Source organism: Polaromonas sp. (assembly GCF_012927455.1).
GTDB lineage: Bacteria > Pseudomonadota > Gammaproteobacteria > Burkholderiales > Burkholderiaceae_C > Polaromonas.
The window spans coordinates 1-21,256 of record NZ_JABBPE010000020.1; the positions used below are offsets into that span (position 1 = coordinate 1).

A 21,256-nucleotide genomic window follows, 5' to 3' on the forward strand; every position below is an offset into this window, starting at 1 on the left:
CATCGATCTGGTCGTAGCCTTTGGCTTCACCGCCGAATTTGGCGGCGAGCACGGTGGTGATGGCTGCTGTCAGGGTCGTCTTGCCGTGGTCGACGTGACCGATGGTGCCGACGTTGACGTGAGGCTTGGTCCGCGAAAATTTCTCTTTTCCCATTTTCAATCTCCAGATAAAGAACAAACCCGTGTGTGGTTTAACGTTTGCACTGTGTTGCTTGTTCACACCGCACGGGGACAGCGTGGCACACAATCGCAGACAGGAAAATGATGACGCCGGCCTCTTGCGAAACCGGCATCTGGCGTGGCTTATTTCGCGCGTGCCGCCATGATGGCTTCGGACACATTGCGCGGGGCTTCCGCGTAGTGCTTGAACTCCATGGAGTAGGTCGCACGACCCTGCGACATGGAACGCAGCGTGGTCGAGTAGCCGAACATCTCGGACAGCGGCACTTCGGCCTTGATGGCCTTGCCGCCACCGACCATGTCTTCCATGCCCTGCACCATGCCGCGGCGTGAGGCCAGATCGCCCATCACGTTGCCGGCGTAGTCTTCAGGCGTTTCAACTTCAACAGCCATCATCGGCTCAAGAATCACCGGATTGGCCTTGCGGCAGCCTTCCTTGAAGCCAAAGATGGCAGCCATCTTGAAGGCCATCTCGTTCGAGTCCACATCATGGTAGGAGCCGAAGTGCAGCGTCACCTTGACGTCGACAACCGGGTAGCCGGCCAGCACGCCCGAGGTCACGGCTTCGTGAATGCCTTTTTCAACCGCGGGGATGTACTCGCGGGGCACCGTGCCGCCCTTGATGGCGTCGACGAACTCAATACCCTTGCCCGGCTCATTCGGCTCGATCTTGAGCACCACGTGGCCGTACTGGCCCTTGCCGCCCGACTGACGCACGAACTTGCCTTCGGCATCCTCGATGGTCTTGCGGATGGTCTCGCGGTAAGCCACTTGCGGCTTGCCGACGTTGGCTTCCACACCGAACTCGCGCTTCATGCGGTCAACGATGATCTCCAGATGGAGCTCGCCCATGCCGGCGATGATGGTCTGACCCGATTCTTCGTCGGTCTTGACACGGAACGACGGATCTTCCTGAGCCAGGCGTTGCAACGCAATGCCCATTTTTTCCTGGTCAACCTTGGTCTTGGGTTCCACGGCCTGCGCAATCACGGGCTCGGGGAACACCATGCGCTCAAGCATGATGACGGCGTCCGGATCGCACAGGGTTTCGCCCGTGGTCACGTCTTTCAGACCAACGCAGGCGGCGATGTCACCGGCGCGAATTTCGCTAACTTCCTGACGGTTGTTGGCGTGCATCTGCACGATACGGCCGATACGCTCTTTCTTGCCCTTGATCGGGTTGAACACGCTGTCGCCTTTTTTCAGCACGCCGGAGTAGACGCGCACGAAGGTCAACTGGCCGACGAACGGGTCGGTCATCAGCTTGAACGCCAGCGCAGAGAATTTCTCTGAATCGTCGGCCTTGCGGGTGACGGGCGCTTCGTCTTCGTCCGTTCCCTTGACAGGTGGAATATCGACCGGCGAAGGCATGAATTCGATCACGGCGTCGAGCATGCGCTGCACGCCCTTGTTCTTGAAGGCAGAGCCGCAGTACATCGGCTGGATTTCACTGGCGATGGTGCGCGTGCGAATGCCGAACTTGATCTCTTCTTCGCTCAGGTCACCCTCTTCGAGGTATTTGGTCATGAGCTCTTCATTGGCTTCAGCAGCAGCCTCGACCATCTTCTCGCGCCATTCCTTGGCCAGAGCCAGCAGCTCGACCGGGATTTCGCGGTAGTCGAACTTCATGCCCTGCGAAGCTTCGTCCCAGATGATGGCTTTCATCTTGATCAGGTCAACCACGCCGGTGAAATGCTCTTCGGCGCCGATGGGGACCACCATCGGCACGGGGTTGGCCTTCAGGCGCAGTTTCATCTGCTCGACGACCTTGAAGAAGTTCGCGCCGGTGCGGTCCATCTTGTTGACGAAAGCCAGACGCGGCACCTTGTACTTGTTGGCCTGGCGCCAGACCGTCTCGGACTGGGGCTGCACGCCGCCGACCGCGCAGTAAACCATACAGGCGCCGTCGAGCACGCGCATGGAACGCTCGACTTCAATGGTGAAGTCGACGTGGCCCGGCGTGTCGATGATGTTGATGCGGTGCTCGCCCAGGGAGGCGTCCATGCCTTTCCAGAAGCAGGTGGTGGCGGCCGAGGTGATCGTGATGCCACGTTCCTGCTCCTGCTCCATCCAGTCCATGGTGGCCGCGCCGTCGTGCACTTCACCAATTTTGTGGTTCACGCCGGTGTAAAAAAGGATCCGCTCGGTGGTGGTGGTTTTGCCGGCGTCAATGTGCGCGGAAATACCAATGTTGCGGTAGTTTTGAATGGGGGTAGCGCGGGACATAAATTACTTTCAGTTCGGTGTTACGAACAAAGACTCGTTGCCAAGATACTTATCTTGTTTTTCTACGCGTCTGCCGGCTGGGCGCTTTTGGCACCGAGCCGGCAGAAGTTGGGGTTGAACCGCCAGCAATCAAGGTGCTTGACACCTGGAAAGGCCGGTCGGCAACCCGTCAAATCAGCGCAGAAAACTTTTCAGTCGAAATTGCAATCGAAAAAAATCAGAAGCGGAAATGGCTGAAGGCTTTGTTGGCTTCTGCCATGCGGTGAACTTCGTCACGTTTTTTCATGGCACCGCCACGGCCTTCGGTGGCTTCCATCAATTCGTTGGCCAGGCGCAGGGACATGGATTTTTCACCACGCTTTTTGGCGGCTTCCTTGAGCCAACGCATGGCCAGAGCCATGCGACGGACCGGACGCACTTCAACCGGCACCTGGTAGTTGGCACCGCCCACGCGGCGGGACTTCACCTCAACCATGGGCTTGATGTTGCCAATGGCCATGTGAAAAGCTTCCAGCGGGTCTTTGCCCGGGTTCTTTTTCTCGATAAAGTCGAGCGCGCCGTAAATGATGCGCTCTGCAACGGCTTTCTTGCCGCCTTGCATGATGACGTTCATGAATTTGGCAAGATCAACGTCGCCAAATTTTGGATCAGGGAGAATTTCACGTTTAGGGACTTCGCGACGACGTGGCATTTTTTCACCTCTTTGCTTCAGTTGGCACCGCTAAAAGAACATTGCTTTTTTGCAGCACCGCGAGAGTTATCACAACCCTCACTTACTCGACCGGCGCAAACAACTTGCACTTGGGTCACTTCGCTCAAAACACCTGCCAGGGTGAGTCAAGCACCTGTTTTTCGAAAATAGCCATGACAAGTCATGACAACATCTTCTGGCGCGAACAGCAAAGTCCGAGCCAATGCGGCTTATTTGGCCTTTGGACGCTTGGCGCCGTACTTGGAACGCGACTGCTTGCGGTCTTTCACGCCTTGCAGGTCGAGCGCGCCACGAACGATGTGGTAACGCACACCGGGCAAGTCCTTGACACGACCGCCACGAACCAGCACCACGCTGTGCTCCTGTAGGTTGTGGCCTTCGCCGCCGATGTAGGAAATGATTTCAAATCCGTTGGTCAGGCGCACTTTGGCGACTTTACGCAGAGCGGAATTGGGCTTTTTAGGCGTGGTGGTGTAGACACGGGTGCAAACACCGCGGCGCTGTGGAGAATTTTCCATCGCAGGGCTCTTGGACTTGATCTTTTCGACCTCGCGCCCCTGACGGACTAACTGATTGATGGTTGGCATTGGAAAAACGTCCCTAAACGTTCGAAAAACAATAAAACAGTCCCGCCGTGAAAGCGGAAAAGCCTTCTAGTATAAGCCGGAACCCGAAAACGCTCAAGTCCAGCTGGTAACACACATTGCACCCTTTGGTGCGTCGTCCTTGCTGCTTACTTGATCCAGAGGCGGATCGAATCCCAGGCGCGGCCAAGTATGCCGGCCTCTTCCACGGCTTCCAGCGCCACCAGCGGCACTTCGGCGAGGGGCATCGGGTTGTCGCCCAGCATGACCTTGAGTGTTCCAAGCGCCTGCCCCTTCACAAAGGGTGCCACCAGCGGATCTGGCCGCGCCACCTGGGTCTTGACCTTGGGCGCGCTGCCGGCGGCTACGGCCACCACGATGGCCTCGGTCCGGCCCAGCTTCACGGTGGCGGTTTTTCCTTTCCAGACCGAAGGCGCGACCACCGCCTGGCCGGCGTCAAACAACTTGACGGCCTCAAAGGCGGTGTAGCCCCAATTCAGAAGTTTTTGCGATTCATTGGCGCGCGCGCTGTCGCTGCTCGCCCCTAGCACGATGGCCAGCAAACGCCGGCCGCCGGGCGCGCCAGCGGCCCCCAGATTGGGAAAGTCGCGTTTGGCGGTGGCAATCATGCAGTAGCCGGCGGCGGCGGTATGACCGGTTTTCAGGCCGTCAACCGTCGGGTCGCGAAAAAGCAAGGTGTTGCGGTTGGTGTCGTTGGCGGCGGGCGTACCGGGCAGGCGGTATTTCTTGATGGCCGAATAGCCGATGTAGTCGGGAAAATCTTGCATCAGCCGCGTCGACAAAATGCTCAGGTCGCGCGCCGTGGTGGTGTGGCCCGACTCGGTCAGCCCCTCGGGATTCTTGTAGCTGGTGGATTTCATGCCAAGCGCTTTGGCCTGATCGTTCATTAGCTGGACAAAGTGTTCCACCGTGCCACCCACCCCCTCAGCCAGCGCCATAGTGGCGTCGTTGCCCGACTGCACCACCATGCCCTTGATCAGGTCTTCCACCGGCACCTTCATTTTGGGGTCTATGAACATGCGCGAGCCCGGCATTTTCCAGGCGCGCTCGCTGACGCCGAAAGTCTGCTTGAGGTCGATTTTTTTGGCCTTGAGCGCGTCAAACACCAGGTATTCGGTCATCAGTTTGGTCAGCGAGGCCGGCTCCACCGGCGCGTCGATGTCCTTGGCCGCCAATATCTGGTTGGCCGTGACATCGAGCAGCAAATAAGAGCGTGCGGCAATCTCGGGCGCCTGCGGGGCCTGGGCCTGGGCGGTGGGTGCCAGAACGGCCGAGAAAACCAGGAGGGTTGCGGCGGCGAAGCCGCGCAGGCCAATGCTGGCCTTGAGTGAACAGTGCATGTCGGGGGAGTCGGTGACTAAAGTGGAAGACAGAAAGAGCAGACGGAACAAGCGAAAAACTGGAAGGATTGGCAGCGTCGCGCCTTCAGACATAAGGCGAAGACAGGTGGCGGACCACCAGACTTTTCAGCAGGGGTAATTGTCCATGAAAGAAATGACCGACCCCCGGGATAACCGTAACAGGAAGTGCTTGCGAACGCGCCCAGTCAAGCACAGCACTGAGCGCCACCGTGTCGTCCTGCTCGCCATGCAGCACCAGCGTATTGAGGTGCGCGGCCGCGTCAATCGGCGCTGCGGCAGCGCGACTGACACTGGTGCCGACCAGCACGAGTTTTTCAATCCTGCGGCTCGCCTGCAGGCGCGCGAAGGCATGCGTGGTGACAAAGGCGCCAAACGAAAAGCCGGCCAGCGCCAAAGACATCGCGCCCGCACTTTCGCCCGCTTCGGGCGGCGCCGCATGCTGCACCACCGCCAGCAAGTCATCGAGCTCGCCGCGGCCCTCGTCGTGGTTGCCGGCGCTGCCGCCCACACCGCGAAAGTTAAAACGCACGGCGGTCCAGCCGCACTGCACGAAGGCGCGCGCCAGCGTCTGCACCACCTTGTTGTCCATGGTGCCGCCAAATAGCGGGTGCGGATGGGCAATCACCGCGACGCCGCGCGAAACACCAACCGGCCGGTCCGTAGCAATTTCCAGCGCACCGACCGGCCCTTGAAAGCTTGATTTGCGGGTTTGCGCGTTCACTTGCAGGCGCTCCAGGCCAACGTTTTGCTATAAAAGCAAGAGCTGCTTGCGCCCGTATCGATTGAGCTACAGCTATAAATCATGCCTATTTTCAAGGAATCAGCGGCCCAGATGCGGCGGGATCCGCAAGCGCTCTACCACCTGGCCGTTTTTCAGGTGCGACTCGACAATCTCATCGATGTCGCTGGCATCCAGATAGCTGTACCAGACCGCTTCCGGGTAGACCACGGCGACCGGGCCGGCGGCGCAGCGGTCCAGGCAACCGGCCTTGTTGACGCGCACCTGGCCGGGGCCGGACAGGCCGGCGGCCTTGACCTGCGATTTGCAGCGGTCATAACCCTCTTGCGCGCGGTGATCGGCGCAGCAGGCTTCGCCGTTGCTGCGCTGGTTCAGACAAAAGAAAATATGGCGTTCGTAATAAGAGTTCGAGGCATCCGAGGCGTTGGCGCAATTCGGGTCCGGGGCCAGCAGCGCGGTGACTTCGGAAGTATCTTGGGAAATGGAAGAGGTCATGGCTTGATTTTACGTTTTGATCATCGCCGCGCGCTCCCGCCCGGAAAGCCGCACCACCAGATAGGCCAATGCCGCGTAAGGCCAAAGCCAGCCCAGCCACTGCACCACGCCATGAAACCGGATAAAGCGGCCCTGCTCCCAGGTTTGCAGCGTCTGCGCAAAGTAGGGGTCGCTGGGGGCCTGGTTAAGCAGCGTCAGCTGAACGGCCAGCGCCAGCAGCGCCAAAGTGGCGGCGCCGCGGCGCGGCAGCAGCAGCAGCGGCACGGCCAGCAGCGCCGCCAGTTCCAGGCCGACCTGCACCGGCTCATCAAGCCAGGCCCAGGCATGCTCGGGCCCGTAGCTGAGGGCGGCAGACAAGGCCGATGCGGCAATGCCGGCGCTCAGCATGGCCGCGGCAAAAGCCGCACGTTGCCAGCGCAGGCGGATCACGCAATAGCCCAGCAGGCAGGGAATCAGCGCGCCCAACGCAACGCAAAGCAGCTGGGCCACCGGCACCAGCGGCTGCAGTTCCAGATCGCGCACCGGCAACCATTCCAGAAACGGGGTGTTGTCCAGCGCCTCGGCCAGCGCCGACTCCAGGCGCTCAAACACCTGGCCCAGGCCCAGCGGCACCGAGGCCGGAAACAGCAGCGCCAGCGGCCACAGCATCAGCAACACCAGCGCGCCGCGTGCATCCTGGGCAAACCAGCGCGCCCGAAAACGGCTCCAGCGATCAACCAGGCCGCTTTTTTCCAGCGCCCAGGCGCAACAGGCGCCCAGCCAGGCACCCAGCGTGTTGAGCGCCAGATCGACGTTGGAAGGAACGCGCGAGGGCAGGTAGCTTTGCAGTGTTTCCATGCCCAGCGACAGCAGCGCGCCAGCCACCACCGCCGCCGTGATGGCCCAGGACACACGCCGGCTGCGCAGCGCTGACAGCGCCAGCAAGAAACCCAGCGGCGCGTAGCCCAGCACATTGATGGCCACGTCAAAACCGGTCCAATACTGCGGCAGCGGCGCGCTCAGAAAGCGCAGCGGCGAAATGCCCTGGTCGCGCCATTCGTTAAACGGGTACAGGCTGGCGTACACCACCAGGCAGACCAGCATCAGCGCCAGCGGCCAGGAGGTAGTTTTCACAGAGTTTGGCGCACCCCCATCGTTCTCACTGCGCTGCGCTGCGTGTAGTGCCTTTCCCTCTTGAGAATTGGGCACACCCCTGACATCCTCACTACGCTCCGCTTCGTGTAGTTCTGCCTCTCCTTGCAGGGGACGACGCGAGGCATCCGGCAAAGCCGGCCTGCCCGCGTCTGCTGGCTTGTCGGATTTGTTCACGATGCCGATGGCTTTATGAACGCCCTCTAAAAGGGCTTGACGACCACCAGGATCACGGCCGCCAGCAGCAGCAGCACCGGTACTTCGTTGAACCAGCGGAACCAGACGTGGCTGCGCGTGTTGCGGTTGCCCACAAACTTGTCCAGCACACGGCCGCAGGCGTGGTGGTAGCCGATGGAAAGCAGCACGATGGCCAGCTTGGCGTGCATCCAGCCATTGCCCGGGCCGCGCCCAATGCCATAGCCCAGCCACAGCCAGAAGCCAAACACCAGCGCGGGAACGGCAATCAGCGTGGTGAATCGCAGCAGCTTGCGCGCCATCAGCAGCAAGCGCGCGCGCTCCGCCACGCTTTCGGGCGGCACCATCGCCAGGTTGACAAAAATCCGGGGAAGGTAAAAAAGCCCAGCGAACCAGCTGGCAATGAAAACGATGTGAAGTGATTTGATCCAGAGCATGGCTGGAGTGTAGCCGCCACACTTTTCACTTTAAGACATATGCGTGGCGCGACCCGCCGGTGTCATTCAGACAAAATCCACTTCCCGCCTGGAATAAAAAAAAGCCCGACGGCACCAATGCCTGCCGGGCTGTGAAGCCTTTTTGCTGTCACACGCAAAGGCCCCGCTCAGGGAGGAAAGCGGGATGCAGCCGCCCGGGAAAGGCGACAGCACGACTTATTCTACTCACCTCCCACACACGCTGGGGATGCGGCTCGTAGCCGGCAATTTCCAACCAGTTCGCATTTAACCAGCAGGAGCCGGCGCGCAGATTCAAATAATTCGAGACCCGCCCGCGGCTTTGGCACAATGGACCGATGACATTGCACGCCTCCAACTTCGCTCCCTTTCCGATGGGCCGCCCCCGTCGGCTGCGCCGTGACAGCTTCACGCGCAACCTGGTGCGTGAGCACGCCTTGACCGCCCACGACCTGATCTACCCGGTGTTTGTCACCGACGGCAGCCAGCAGCGTTTTGCCATCGCCTCCATGCCCGGCGTCGAGCGGCTCAGCCTGGACCTGCTGCTGCCGGTGGCCGAGGAGTGCGTGGCGCTGGGCATCCCGGTGATGGCGCTGTTTCCGGTGATCGACGCGTCCCTGAAAACGCCGGACGGCGAGGAAGCGCTGAATCCCGAGGGCCTGGTGCCGCGCGTCGTGCGCGAACTCAAAAAACGCTTTCCAGAGCTCGGCGTGATGACCGACGTGGCGCTCGACCCCTACACCAGCCACGGCCAGGACGGCCTGCCTGACGCCAGCGGCTACATCATGAATGACGAGACACTCGAAGTGCTGGTGCAGCAGGCACTGACACAGGCCGAGGCCGGCGTCGACATCGTCGCGCCCAGCGACATGATGGACGGCCGCATAGGCGCGATCCGCCAGGCGCTGGAAAGCCAGAGCTTCATCCACACCCGCATCATGGCCTACAGCGCCAAATACGCCAGCGCGTTTTACGGGCCGTTTCGCGATGCCGTGGGCTCGTCCGGCAACCTCGGCAAATCCGACAAAAAGGTCTACCAGATGGACCCGGGCAACACCGACGAGGCGCTGCGCGAAGTTGCCATGGACCTGGCCGAAGGCGCGGACATGGTGATGGTCAAGCCCGGCATGCCCTATCTGGACGTGGTGCGCCGCGTGAAAGACGAGTTTCAGGTGCCAACCTTTGCCTACCAGGTCAGCGGCGAGTACGCCATGCTCAAGGCCGCCGCGCAAAACGGCTGGCTTGACCACGATGCGGTGATGATGGAAAGCCTGCTGGCCTTCAAGCGCGCCGGCGCCGACGGCGTGCTGAGCTACTTCGCCATCGAAGCCGCCAAAAAGCTGCGCCAGGCCTGAGCCGGCAGCCCCCACTTAGACGGCCCTGATTGCTATTAATATAATAGCTACTCGCGCTCGTCCTGCCTTGGCTAGAAGCCTGTTTTGCACTTTAAAACGGAGCGAAAGCGTCCATGCGTGTTTTCAACATTACCTCCGGTGGCCCGGGCATCACCGAGACCGACAGCCTGCCGACGCAACTGCCGGCGCAAGGCTTTATCTGGCTCGCCTGTTCGCGCAGCGAGTTTGAGCAGTTGCAGGCGCAGATCCAGGCCATGCTGCTGGCCCTGTGCGGCACCCAGCTGGTGGACCTTCACGTCTCCGACCTGCTGAACAACCAGCTGCCCTCGCACTACGACTACACCTCGCAATACGACATGCTGGTGTTCCGCCGCCTGGCCACCGGCCCCAGGCAAGCCGACCCAGGCGCGCCCGCCGAGCCGGCGCCAGCGCAGCAGGCGCCCATGAAACGCGGCGGACCGCCGGTGCTCAGACGCATTGACACCAGCCCGGTGGGCTTTGCGATTTTTGACCACCTGCTGCTGACGGTGCACCCGAACGACTGCGCCGTGCGCGATGCCTATGCGCTCAAGCTGCTGAGCGCCACCTCGCCCGAGGCGCGCGCCAGCGGCGTCAAGCTGCCCGCCAGCCCGGCCGACCTGATGCTGCGTCTGGTCAACCAGATGGTTGATGGCTATTTGGCGCTGCGGCGCGAGCTGACGCGCCAACTCGACCACTGGCAGGTAGAACTGATCAATCCGCGTACCCGATTTAACAACTGGAATTCGGTACTCGAAGCCCGGCTTGCGCTGCACCAGCTTGACGAAATCTGCGAAGACCAGCGCTCGGCGGTGCAGGACTGGATCGATTCGATTGAAACCTGGCCCGACGGCGAGACGCCGGTCGCCAAGCGCGAACGCGAGCTGCTGAAAATCCGCTCGCGTGACGTGCTCGAGCACATCGAGCGCGTGGTCCACCATGTGCGGCGCATGGAGCAAAGCGCCGAGGCCGCCGTGCAAATGCATTTTTCGGCGCAAAGCCACCGCACCAACGACATCATGCGCACCCTGACCGCGCTCACCGCCATCTTCCTGCCGCTGAACCTGATCACCGGATTTTTCGGCATGAACTTCGAGTTCCTGCCGATCATTCACAGCGCCACCGGTTTCTGGTGGACGCTGGGCTTCATGATCGTGCTGGTGGCGGTGATCGTGCTGGTGTTCTGGCGCAAACGCTATCTGGCCAGAACCGGGCGCTAGGGGACGCGGCAGCCCGGCGGTTCTTGGCGGACTTGGTTGGCCCTGATTTTGCTATAAATTTAATAGCAGCTTGCGCCCGTATCTATTGGGCTGCAGCCTTATTTAATAGTAAAAACCGGGCCTGCGTTGCGCTCTGACGCTGCCCCCCGGTGTCAGAATAGTCGTCGCCTCCGATTTTCCGCAGCCAGTTGAAGAACTCGGCGCGGGCCAGCGCGTTGCGGACTTCGCCCTTGCTCAGCCCAGCATGCACACGGCGGCGCAGTTCTACGCTTTATAGCCAGTCCAGGATGAACAGCGCGCGCTCGATGGGGCCCAGCTCACGCAGGGCCACAGCGAGACCGTTTTGGCGTGGGTAGCTGCCGAGCTTCCTGAGCATCAGTGAGGCCGTCGCCGTGCCCTGCTTGATGGACGTGGCCAACCGCAGGATTTCATTCCAATGGGCGCGGATGTGCTTGATGTTGAGCGTGCCGCCGGTCATCGGCTTGAGCGAGTCATAGGTCGCATCGCCCTTCGGCGGTGATGATGGCGTCCGGCAGCTCGTTGGCTGCTGCCAGGCGGTTGACCGTGGCAAGCTGCGCCTCCAGCAGTGTTAGCCGGTCGTGCAGGTACTGGTCGCAGTCGGTCATCATGGCCAGCGGCAATTCGCTGGACTGCCTTGAGGCTGGCGAACTTTTCGGGCGGCACCAAGTAGTCCTCGAAGTCCTTGAACTGGCTCGAGCCCTGCACCCAGATGTCGCCCGAGCGCAGCGAGTTCTTCAGCTCCGACAGTGCGCACAGTTCATAGTAGCGCCGGTCGATTCCGGCATCGGTCATGACCAGCTTCTGCCAGCGCGGCTTGATGAAGCCGGTCGGCGCATCGGCGGACACCTTGCGGGCGTTTTTCATGCCGCGCAGCACCTCGACGGCCTCGAGCACATTCTTGGCGGCGGGCGCGGCGCGCAATTTGAGCACGTCGAGGAATGCCGGGGCGTAGCAACGCAAAGTGGCGTAGCTCTCGCCAATGCGGTGCAGAAAATCGAAGTCCTCGGGCTGGGCGAGCTTCTGCGCATCGGTGACGCTCTCGGCCAAAGCGTCTTAGGACATGACGGCCTCAATGGCGGCGAACGGGTCGCGTCCCGACTGCTTGGCGTCGATCAGCGCTTGGCCGATGCGCCCGTACAGGCGTACCTTGACGTTGATGGTTTTGCCGGATGCCTGGAACTGCTGGTGATACTTGTTCTTGGCAGCGTTGAACAGCTTGCCCAGAATGCGGTCGTGCAGGTCGATGATTTCGTCGATGACGGTGGCCAAACCCTCGATGGCCAGCGCCACGAGGGTGGCGTAGCGCCGTTGCGGCTCGAACTTGGCCAAGTCGGCGGGCGTCATCTGGCCGCCCTCGCGGGCAATCTTGAGCAGCCGAATCTGGTGAACCAGCCGCTCAATGCCGGTAGGCAAATCGAGTGCCTGCCAAGCTTTGAGACGCTCAATGTGTTCGCGCATGTGGCGGGCGTTCGGTTTGACAGGCGACTGGCGCAGCCAGGCGAGCCAAGTCGTCTTGCCGGTGTCGCGGCGTTTCAGCAGATCGTCGAGGCGATGCCGGTGCCCGTTCGACAGCGGCTCGGGCAAGGCTTCGAAGATGCGCCGGTTGGCGCGGGTGATGGCCTCGGCGCAGACGCGCTCGATGACATCCAGCGTCGGCAATATGGTGTGCCGTTGGCGCAGCGTGTCGAGGACGCTAACAGCCAGCACGATGCCCTTGGCCGTCTGCAAAGCCAATTCGGTGGTGGCATGGACGGCCTGCCGGTAATGCGACAGGCCGAATGGTTCCACGCCCATATATGCACGCAGCTCAAGGAGATGCTCACGCGGGATTTCCTCCCGCTCTGCATACTGCGGCCAGCACGATGAATCGATGCGCAGTTGTCGTCCGATCCATTGCAGCAGTGACATTAACATGGAGGCATTGGGCAACAAACCTTGACCGGGGAAGCGCAGCAAGAACAACTGCACTGCGACGCCCAGGCGATTGGCATCGCCGCGCCGCTGGCGAACCAGCGACAGGTCGTTCTCGCTGAAGGCGTAGTGCCGGATGAGTTCATCTTCGGTATCGGGTGGCAACAGCAGGTTTGCCCGCTCGGCGGCGGACAGGATCGAACGGCGTGGCTTGCAGTCTCCTTCTTTTTGAAATCAAAAGTTTTGAGTAGCTTTTGTGAGAATGAAGGCGTCTACAGGGCGAAATGTCCGCCTAATCTTCTCGAAAAGCATTCTTGAAACGGAGACTCAAGAAGCATGACTTTTAAGAATGCCGAACGGCTATAGAGGACCGACTTTATAGGCGGGGCACTTCGCTTACGTGCTTTGAATTCCGAATTCTGAAGCGACTTCAACTATGACGCTTCTAAGCGAGCTTGAACCGAGCTTCGCCGATAGCACCGATGCAGGTCACAAACATGTTCACCATCTGCTAGGCCGGATTGGGCGGCCATGAACCAATCCGCACTCGTTCAAATCCTTCTGGCGCCCAGACTCCTAGTAGTCCTTCTTGCTTCTGCGCCCTGCAAAATTGAGCGCAGCGATGAAGGCGTTTAGTCGGGGCGCCATAAAGCCGGGCCGCGCTGTTTCTTCGCCTCCAATTTTAAGGACCTGACCCCGTTGACGGTCATCAATGGGCCACTCGACCTCCCCGGCCGGCCTGTGATTGCGCACAAACGCGGCCCAACGATCGGCGGTCCTCCGCTCGACCGTTCGATCAAGCGGCGTGACAGCCCTGCCAATACACTGGCATCCATCCAAGGTTCCAAGAACAAACGGAACCTCGCCACCGTGAACCACGCCGGTACTTGCATTAGGGCCGACGTGATTAAAGTAGTAGCGCCAAGTCGGCGCCTTGGCGCTGTGCAGATAAGCAATGCGCCGCCCAAATGCCGTGAAAAGTGCATCGCGTGCCACTTCGCGGCCGAGCTGACTTTGGTCGGAGACGCCAGGGTACAACGATCGGACAAAAATGCGCGCCTTACCCATTTTCTGTACCAGAACGGCAGGATCGACGCCGAACGACTCCACCACGCTGGCGTCGTCACTGTTGTTGCCGATGATGAGCGGAACAGCATGCTCTCGCCCTTTTTGAAAGGCCTCGAGGAAGGGCATAGGGATGGCCTCGTCGCCAACAATGAAGCTGGGGGCGAGCGATATCTTTTTCCCACGCTCGGCCAGGCGATCTGCGGGAATGCTCCTCAACGATGCCGCGCTTGCCTGGGCACCCGGAAGCCCCATGGCAATAACAAGCGCTACGCCTGTTTCTTGGGCCTTGGCGCGTGAATGGCTCGGGATCCCGTAAGGGCTTTGGGCGATGGCGCCGCTGAACAGCCCTGCGGTTAAAGGCGAGGCCATCAGCGCAAGAACGCTCTGGGCCCCGGCGGACTGGCCTGCTATGGTTACCCTCGCGGGGTCGCCGCCGAAGGCATCGATATTCGATTGAACCCAGCGCAAGGCAGCAATCTGATCGAGTAGTCCGAAGTTGACCGGGCCACCCGGGGTCTCCTGGTCAAGTCCCTTGTGCGCGAAAAAACCAAACGCACCAAGGCGGTAGTTGATCGTCACCACCACGACATCGCGGCGAGCCAGCGCGCTTCCATCGTAGATGGGAAGTCCACCGCTGCCAAAAATGAGGGCGCCGCCGTGAATCCACACCATGACAGGGAGCCCGGCTGTCTGTTCGGCACGCGGGCTGAAGACGTTCAGATACAGACAGTCCTCGTCCAATCTGCCGGGATCACCGCCGTTTTCCAGTGACATGCCACGCGTCTGCATGCAGGACGGGCCGGCAGTGGTGGCCTGCCTGACCGCAGTCCATTTCTCGGTGGACTGCGGCGCGCGCCAACGCAGGGCGCCAACCGGCGGCGCCGCGAAGGGAATACCGCGAAAGATGTTGATGCCGTTGGCCTCCAGCCCTTGAACGGGTCCGGACGCTGTCACGGCCATGGGTGCTTGGGCCAAGCAAGCCATTGGCACAGCAATCAGGAGCGCCAGCACGAGGTTGGCGCTCGACCAAAGTCGTCGAATCATGGTGCCCTTTTCAGTCGCGGAACCGGACAGGCAATGTCACCTTCGGGGCACGCAGTCAGACGGAACAACTCTGCAGTGCGCTGCCTTGTCATCCTGTCGGAGCACTGCCACTGGACCATGGATCGGGCACTTCCGTTTCCCACGGCGCTCGCCTCGAATTGGCAAGTTTCGGTCCTGTAGGCCAGCCAAGATTTTTGCACCCGCCGCCACTGCGATCGCTGCGCCGATGTCAGCGCTGTTTCGATGAGGCGCAACTGCCGGCTCATCCCTGCCGACGCTTCGAGAAACCCTTCGTACGCACAGTCATTCATGCCCACTTGTGTGTCGGCGCCTGCGCATCGAGGCGCATTCGTTTTAACCATGCGCAGTTGCAAAACAGGGGCCGGTGTCGACGCAGGCACCACCGTGTCCGTCGACATCCACATCCCCTGAGGCGTATCTATTCGGGCTCGCAGCACAGTGCGACTCGTGGAAGTGACCAGGCGCTCGTCATAGTCGAGCCGCCAGCGATACGGCGGCCCGGCTACCAGTCGCATGCTGGACGACGCCAGTTCGGTCGCCGGCGCATCGGCTCGGGCGGTGTCCTCGAGGCTAACGACGAGGACGGCACCTGCAGGTGGCAGGATGCGTTCTAGATAGAGCGCTTCGCCTTCCACAGATGCGGCCCAAACAGGTACTGCCTGCAGGAGGCAAATCAGAGCTGCCCAGCGCCACCGAAGCTGAAGAATCGGCATCACTTGGCCTTGGCCAGTTGGCTTAAGTCTGCGGGTCCTTCGATCCCCGCGGCTTGACTGCATTCACCGCTGACAAAACGGTACGCGACGCCCGCCACGGCGGCGCCGAGCAATGGCGCGATCCAGAACAGCCACAGTTGCGACAGCGCCCAGCCGCCCACGATGAATGCCGGCCCGGTGCTGTGCGCTGGGTTTACCGAGGTGTTGGTGACCGGGATGCTGATCAGGTGAATCAGCGTCAGTGCTAAGCCGATAGCGATCGGCGCAAAGCCGGACGGCGCCCGCTCGTCGGTCGCACCTGGGATGATCATTAGCAAGAAAAACGTCATCACGAACCCGCAAACCAAGGCAGCCGTGAGCGAGTAGCCGCCCGGCGAATGCTCGCCGTAGCCGTTTGAGGAAAGGCCGCCTTGGAGGTCGAAACCGGCCTTGCCCGAGGCGATCAAATACGGCACCCTGGCTGCAACGACTGCGCCGGCAACTTGCGCCGCCACGTAGTGCAGCAGATCCTTGGCCTTGAAGCGGCCGCCGACCACCAGACCCAAGGAAACGGCAGGGTTCAGATGACAGCCGGATACGTGGCCGACAGCGTAGGCCATCGTGAGAACGGTCAGGCCGAAAGCGAGCGAAAAGCCAGCAAAACCTATCCCCGGTCCCGGAAAGGCAGCGGCAAGTACGGCACTGACGCAACCTCCTAGCACTAGCCACATGGTGCTAAAGATTTCAGCGGCTAGACGATTGCTTAAGGGCATTTTCCACTCCACTTCATGTTTATGTTTATGTTTATGAAAGTGGTTTTTGGTGGCGCATTCACACCTCAAAATTATGCTACCGCCCTCAGCAAAGAGAGTCCACGCTTCAAACGTAATAAAGCGTGCGCAAACTACTTTTTCCCGTGGATGACCATTGGACTTCCCGGAATCGGGTATTCGTAGCAGTCGGCTTCCGCTGCTCATGAGTCATTTGCGCTACCTCCAGACTGGCCTTTTCAAATTTCGCCTGTAGCGCCGGCGGGCCTGGCTTTTCAAGATAACAACCATTGATAAAAACCGTTGAACTAAACCGCTATGCGGTGGCAGGTGTGCGAAGGTCGACAGTGCGTTTTCGTCCTGCGCGGTGCTTGCCTTAAACGGCATTGAGGTGAACCCTCGGAGGTGGGGAACGGTCCTCGCTTTCAAAGAGATTTGTCATGACACCTCTTCGCCAACGCATGATCGATGCGATGGTGCTGCGCGGCTTTGCCCGGCGCACCTAATGGACCTATGTGACGGCCGTCAAGCAGCTGGCGCGCTACCACGGCTGCAGCCCGGCGTTGCTGAACGATCAGTAGATACAGGCGTACCTGCTGCATCTGCTCCAGGAGCGCCACCGCTGACGCTCGACCGTCAACACATCCTCTTGCGCCATCCGGTTTCTGGTCCGCGACATGCTGGGCCAAACCAAGCGCCGCGTCAAGATCCCGCTGGGGCGAATCCCGCAGCGCCTGCCCGAGTTGCTCTCGCGCGCCGAAGTGGCCGCCTTGCTGGACGCGCCAATGCCCATCAAGGCGCGCACCTTCCTGATGACCGCCTATGCCAGCGGCCTGCGCCTCAATGAGTTGTGTCACCTGCGCGGCTGCGCCATCGGCTTCGTGACAACGGCACAGCGTCATGCCGGCCTGGACAGGACATTGCTTGAGGAGCGCGCACTCGTCTATGAACGGGCACGCCAAGAAAAATCCTCAGCGCTGGTCAGGGCAGCCTCGCCAGTGGGCGCGTGTCGACGTCGTTCACCGCAACCCCGACACACCGCAAATCAAGGAGCCTTAGCACATTCAAAAAGCAGCCTGACTCACTTCACTTCAGGCGACAACTTCCTTGACAGCCACCGCTGCCGCCAGCCGCCGTTTCAAACCCAGGGCTGCGCCAGTCCTTCGGCGTTGAACGCCCGGACGACCGCCGGGCGCGCCAGCACGCGTTGCAAATACGGTCCAAGCTGCGCGCGGTTGCGCGCGGGCCTGCCGAAGCTACGGGTCCAGCGGCACAGCATCATGGCGTAGGCGTCGAGTGCCGTGTACTGGTTCCCCAGCAGCCACGGGCCTTTGTTAAACGCCAGCTCGCTGTCCAGTTGGTCAAGCAGCACGTTCACCCTGGCTTCGGCATGGCTTCGCAGCTCGGCGGCGCCCGCCGGGTTGCTGGCATTCATCCAGCGCTCCGGGTAAAAGCAGATGCTCAGCGTGGCCTGCAGCGTGTTGGTGAGCCACATCAGCCACTTGTAGAAATGCGCGCGTTCAGGGCTGCCGAGGGCTGGCGCCAGCGCGGCCTCGGGGTGGCTGTCGCACAGGTACAGGCAGATCGCAGCCGACTCGTAGAGCACCAGATCGCCCTCGGTCAGCACCGGAATCAGCCCGTTCGGGTTGAGTTGAAGGTATTGCTGCGTCTTGTGCACGCCTTGCGTGCGGTCCACCAGCACCAGTTGGAAGGGCGCGCCTATCTCTTCAAGCAGGACATGCGGCGCCATGCTGGCGGTGCTGGGGAAGTAGTGGAGCTGGATCATGGAACTTTTTCGCTTTTCAAGGAAGGCCGCTTGGGCGTTGCCAGTGTTTCTAATCAGTGTGGTGGGAAAGGCGCGCCGTAAGTAGCCAGGCAGGAGAGGTTACATCATGGACCCGCCGCCCAATTGGCAGTCAACCCCGATCCACTCAGGCTCACCACGATTTGAGCCGCAAGCTCGCTTGCGCGCGCCTGGTTGCTGCGTTCACTACTTGCATCACCGAACGCAGCGGCGGACCGGGCGAGCGCACGGTGGCACTCGCACGCGAGCCGGACGTGCCCGATCTGTTCGGCCAGCGTCACTGCCAGTGTCAACTCCTCGCGCGCAGATTCATACGCATTGACGGCCAGCCACGCCAGACCGCGCAAGCGATGAGCTTGTCCGATCATCTCCCGCATGTCGCCGCGCGCTGCCAGCGCCAGCAACTGGTCCGCACGCGTGATGCAACCATCGGCTTCGCCAGCCAGCAGCGCCACCTCGGCGAGCGCCTCCAGGCAGCGCAGCGTCAGCCAGGCTTCGCTGTGATCTTGCGAATACTGTAAAGCCGCTTGCATTGCGGCCTGATCAATCGGACGACCAAGACGCAGTTGTGCAATCACCCCGTTGGCTTGCAAGCGGGGCCGCCAGTACATGATCCCGGCGTCGCGCGCGAGGCCCAGGCCGCGTTCAAAGTGCTGCAACGCCGGCTCGGGCCGGTTCAGATCGAGCAACAGACAGCCTAGCGCGTCATGCGCCATGATCTGGTAGCGATGCAGCCTCAGGGTCTCCAGGCGGGGCAGCGCTTCGTTCAAATCCGCCCAGGCCGAGCCAAACTTGCCGAGCGCCAACTGCACATGGGCGCGTCCTATCAGTGTCGGACCCAGATGCCACTGCAGGTCGGCGGCGCGCGCGATGACCAGCGCGCCATCGAAGTGCGTCAAGGCGCGCCGATAGTCAGCCAGCCCCATATGACCGGTGCAAGCCCAGCCTATCATCATCAGGTTCTCCGATTCATAGCTCTTGTCCCCGATGCCGCGCGCCAGGTCAAGGGAACGCGAGAAAGAGACGATCGCCGCGGCCGGTTCAGCGTTGGCGAAATACGCTTCCCCCCGACCATGAAACGCCTGCACGGCGACCAGATCCGTCAGGCGCAAACTCTCGCAAATATCCACCGCCTGCTGGTGATACGTGATCGCCAGGTCGTTACGGCCATTGCTCCAGGCCACCGTCCCCAGGTGATACAAGGTATCGGCCGCATGGCGTTCATCACCCATGGCACGCGACGCCTTGAGCGCCTCGTCCAGACAGACAACAGCCTGCTCGTAGGCGTCGGCGCGTCGATAGGCCATGCCGAGTTGAATCAACACGTCGCGTGCATGTTCGTGCTCGCCCAGCGCGCGCGCCGCCTTAATTACGTGCTGAAAGTCGGTCACCGCACCCTCGATCTGGCCGGCCTGCACGCGCGCCACGCCACGCCGCTCGTACAGGGCGAGTTGCTGCGCTGGCGTTGCCGCGTCCGGGTGGGATTGCAGCAGCGCCACGGCGCGATCAAACCACTGCAGCGATTCGCGCATCGCAAACAGCTGCTGTGTGTGCTCGGCGGCCAAACCCAGGTAAAGCAGCGCCTTGGGCCACACGTTGCCGCGCTCATAGTGCTCGGCCAGGCGGGCGTCGTGCTCATGCGCTGCGCTTTCAGGGTGTTGCTCCAGCCGTTCTGCCAGCGCCCGGTGCAGCAGCACGCGCCGGGCCATGCCGATATCCCGGTACACCACCTCTCGCACCTTGTCGTGACTGAAATCATAAAAGCCGCTTTCCTGATCCTCACGCAAAAGCCGACGCTTGACCAGCGACTCCATGGCGTGCAGAAAGCGCTCCTCGGGTATCCGGGTCAGCGCCAGCAAAGTCTCGAAGTCGAAGCGCCGCCCGAGCACCGCCGCCACGTCGAGCAGCGGCCGATCTTCATGCGGCACACGGGCCAGGCGTCCGCGCACCGAGTCACGCAGGGCGTCCGGCAGCGGCAGGCTGCCCGCATCCCTGACCGCGCATTCGCCTTCGCTCAGCGAGTGCAGGATAGACCAGAGGAAGAACGGATTGCCGTCGGTTTCACGGTGCAGTCGGGCGGCGAGATCGGGCGCACTTAGTTTTGGGTCGTTCAGCCGTTCGAGCAGCATGTCGGTATCGCCTGGCCCGAGGCGCGCCAGCGCCATGTGCCGCGTATGCGGTTCACGGCGCAGGCTCTCCACCAGGCTGGCGAGACGTTCGTTGTTGCCCAGCTCGTCGTCCCGATAGGCACAGGCGAGGAGCACCGGCCGGTTCGCAATCTGGCGCGCCAGAAAATGCAGGAAGCGCAGGCTGGCGTCGTCGGCCCATTGAATGTCGTCGATCATGACAATCAACTGCCGGTCTTGTCCCAGCGCTTCGAAGAGCTGCACCAGCGCATGGAACAGGCGCGCCTGGCGCGCCTCGGGAAAGTCCGCCGCCAGCGGCAGCAAGTCAAGGAGGCGGGCGGCCACGGCTGGCACCAGCGTGGCGATCTCGGCCAGCAGGATCGGTGTGATCTTGCGCAGCCGGGCCTCGGCAGCGGCCGCGCACGCCTGCGTGGCGAGATCGATGACCGGCTGGTACGCTATCGCGCGCTCGATCTCGTAGCAGTTCGAGACCAGCACCGGCAAGGCTCGCTGGCGCGCATAACAGGCCACCTCAAACATCAGCCGGCTCTTGCCGATGCCGGCCTCGCCTTCGATCAGTACCACCTGACCGCGGCCCCCCGTGAGCCTGGCGATCAGGCCGAGAAACTGTCCGTATTCGTTGTTGCGCCCGACGAAGGGGGACTTCAGATCACATGCAGGCGCGACTCCATCGCTGGCGCCTGCGATGCTCATGACCTCGACCGGCAACGAATCAAGCGGCAGGCGGTTGGCAGTTTGCAGGGAGCGGGCGGCTTGCAAAAACGCCGCCCGCTCATGCGCGGGTATAGCGAGCTGCTCAGCTAGGCGTTGCGCCAGGCCCCGGGACGGCCGGCGTTCCTCGGCTTCGATCTTTTTGATGGCGGCCTGCGAACAACTGACTTTCTGCGCCAACGCGTCCTGCGTCAGATCGAGCGCTTTGCGCCGGCGCCGCAACCAGTAGCCGAAAGAGTTGCCCTGCTCAATCATGTTCGGTGCCTGTCCTTGTAGCCCGTATCGCCATATCTTATGCCTGCGGCCTGCAACTGTCCCCCTTTTTGTCTCCCTGTCTGTCTATTTTGGGGTGACCTTGCGGCGATGCCGATGGGG

The 21,256-nt window shown here is 61.5% G+C and carries 17 protein-coding genes and 1 pseudogene; 2 read left to right on the top strand and 16 right to left on the bottom strand.

What is annotated here, in order from left to right; genetic code table 11:
* The 9 genes from HHJ18_RS19320 to HHJ18_RS19360 form a co-directional block, all read right to left on the bottom strand.
* A partial coding sequence (locus tag HHJ18_RS19320) for a GTP-binding protein (RefSeq protein WP_296912645.1) occupies positions 1 to 154 on the bottom strand: 154 nt, incomplete at its 3' end.
* A 149-nt stretch (positions 155 to 303) separates the two neighbouring features.
* Positions 304 to 2,406: an elongation factor G gene (fusA, locus tag HHJ18_RS19325; RefSeq protein ID WP_296917903.1), complete on the bottom strand. Its 2,103-nt coding sequence runs from the start codon at positions 2,404 to 2,406 to the stop codon at positions 304 to 306.
* 217 nt (positions 2,407 to 2,623) lie between these two features.
* Positions 2,624 to 3,097, bottom strand: a complete 474-nt coding sequence (gene rpsG, locus HHJ18_RS19330) for a 30S ribosomal protein S7 (protein WP_011481226.1) — start codon at positions 3,095 to 3,097, stop codon at positions 2,624 to 2,626.
* A 230-nt stretch (positions 3,098 to 3,327) separates the two neighbouring features.
* Positions 3,328 to 3,705 (bottom strand): 30S ribosomal protein S12, encoded by a 378-nt coding sequence (gene rpsL, locus HHJ18_RS19335; RefSeq protein WP_026778315.1) that lies wholly within the window; start codon positions 3,703 to 3,705, stop codon positions 3,328 to 3,330.
* A 146-nt stretch (positions 3,706 to 3,851) separates the two neighbouring features.
* On the bottom strand, positions 3,852 to 5,063 hold the full coding sequence (locus HHJ18_RS19340) for a D-alanyl-D-alanine carboxypeptidase family protein (RefSeq protein ID WP_296917979.1): 1,212 nt from the start codon (positions 5,061 to 5,063) through the stop codon (positions 3,852 to 3,854).
* 85 nt (positions 5,064 to 5,148) lie between these two features.
* The gene (locus HHJ18_RS19345) at positions 5,149 to 5,805 is read right to left on the bottom strand and encodes an alpha/beta fold hydrolase (protein WP_296917906.1); all 657 of its coding nucleotides are present in this window, start codon (positions 5,803 to 5,805) and stop codon (positions 5,149 to 5,151) included.
* Positions 5,806 to 5,904: 99 nt separating this feature from the next.
* The gene (locus HHJ18_RS19350; RefSeq protein ID WP_296917908.1) at positions 5,905 to 6,318 is read right to left on the bottom strand and encodes a (2Fe-2S) ferredoxin domain-containing protein; all 414 of its coding nucleotides are present in this window, start codon (positions 6,316 to 6,318) and stop codon (positions 5,905 to 5,907) included.
* Between the two features lie 9 nt (positions 6,319 to 6,327).
* Entirely contained in the window at positions 6,328 to 7,401 is a 1,074-nt protein-coding gene (locus HHJ18_RS19355) for a VanZ family protein (protein WP_296917981.1), read from the bottom strand.
* Positions 7,402 to 7,652: 251 nt separating this feature from the next.
* On the bottom strand, positions 7,653 to 8,081 hold the full coding sequence (locus HHJ18_RS19360) for a CopD family protein (protein ID WP_296917910.1): 429 nt from the start codon (positions 8,079 to 8,081) through the stop codon (positions 7,653 to 7,655).
* Positions 8,082 to 8,437: 356 nt separating this feature from the next.
* Here HHJ18_RS19360 and hemB point away from each other — a divergent pair, with 356 nt between their 5' ends.
* Together hemB and HHJ18_RS19370 are read left to right on the top strand one after the other, a co-directional pair.
* Positions 8,438 to 9,454, top strand: coding sequence for a porphobilinogen synthase (gene hemB / locus HHJ18_RS19365; RefSeq protein WP_296917912.1), 1,017 nt, complete (start codon positions 8,438 to 8,440; stop codon positions 9,452 to 9,454).
* Between the two features lie 113 nt (positions 9,455 to 9,567).
* Positions 9,568 to 10,692, top strand: coding sequence for a magnesium transporter CorA family protein (locus HHJ18_RS19370; RefSeq protein ID WP_296917915.1), 1,125 nt, complete (start codon positions 9,568 to 9,570; stop codon positions 10,690 to 10,692).
* Positions 10,693 to 10,864: 172 nt separating this feature from the next.
* On the opposite strand, the pseudogene HHJ18_RS19375 reads toward HHJ18_RS19370, so the two are convergent.
* The 7 genes and pseudogenes from HHJ18_RS19375 to HHJ18_RS19405 form a co-directional block, all read right to left on the bottom strand.
* A pseudogene (locus tag HHJ18_RS19375) lies at positions 10,865 to 12,822 on the bottom strand (Tn3 family transposase); the annotation flags it as partial.
* 378 nt (positions 12,823 to 13,200) lie between these two features.
* The gene (locus HHJ18_RS19380) at positions 13,201 to 14,736 is read right to left on the bottom strand and encodes a carboxylesterase/lipase family protein (RefSeq protein WP_296917917.1); all 1,536 of its coding nucleotides are present in this window, start codon (positions 14,734 to 14,736) and stop codon (positions 13,201 to 13,203) included.
* Entirely contained in the window at positions 14,733 to 15,470 is a 738-nt protein-coding gene (locus HHJ18_RS19385) for a YbaY family lipoprotein (RefSeq protein ID WP_296917919.1), read from the bottom strand. The genes HHJ18_RS19380 and HHJ18_RS19385 overlap by 4 nt, the downstream gene beginning before the upstream one ends.
* On the bottom strand, positions 15,470 to 16,222 hold the full coding sequence (aqpZ, locus tag HHJ18_RS19390) for an aquaporin Z (protein ID WP_296917983.1): 753 nt from the start codon (positions 16,220 to 16,222) through the stop codon (positions 15,470 to 15,472). Before aqpZ ends, HHJ18_RS19385 begins: the two co-directional genes overlap by 1 nt.
* A gap of 422 nt (positions 16,223 to 16,644) precedes the next feature.
* On the bottom strand, positions 16,645 to 17,181 hold the full coding sequence (locus HHJ18_RS19395) for a hypothetical protein (protein ID WP_296917921.1): 537 nt from the start codon (positions 17,179 to 17,181) through the stop codon (positions 16,645 to 16,647).
* 176 nt (positions 17,182 to 17,357) lie between these two features.
* Positions 17,358 to 18,005 carry a glutathione S-transferase family protein gene (locus HHJ18_RS19400; protein WP_296917923.1) on the bottom strand — a complete coding sequence of 216 codons (648 nt, stop codon included), beginning with the start codon at positions 18,003 to 18,005 and terminating at the stop codon, positions 17,358 to 17,360.
* Positions 18,006 to 18,109: 104 nt separating this feature from the next.
* Entirely contained in the window at positions 18,110 to 21,136 is a 3,027-nt protein-coding gene (locus HHJ18_RS19405; protein WP_296917925.1) for an AAA family ATPase, read from the bottom strand.
* Between the last annotated feature and the right edge of the window lie 120 nt (positions 21,137 to 21,256).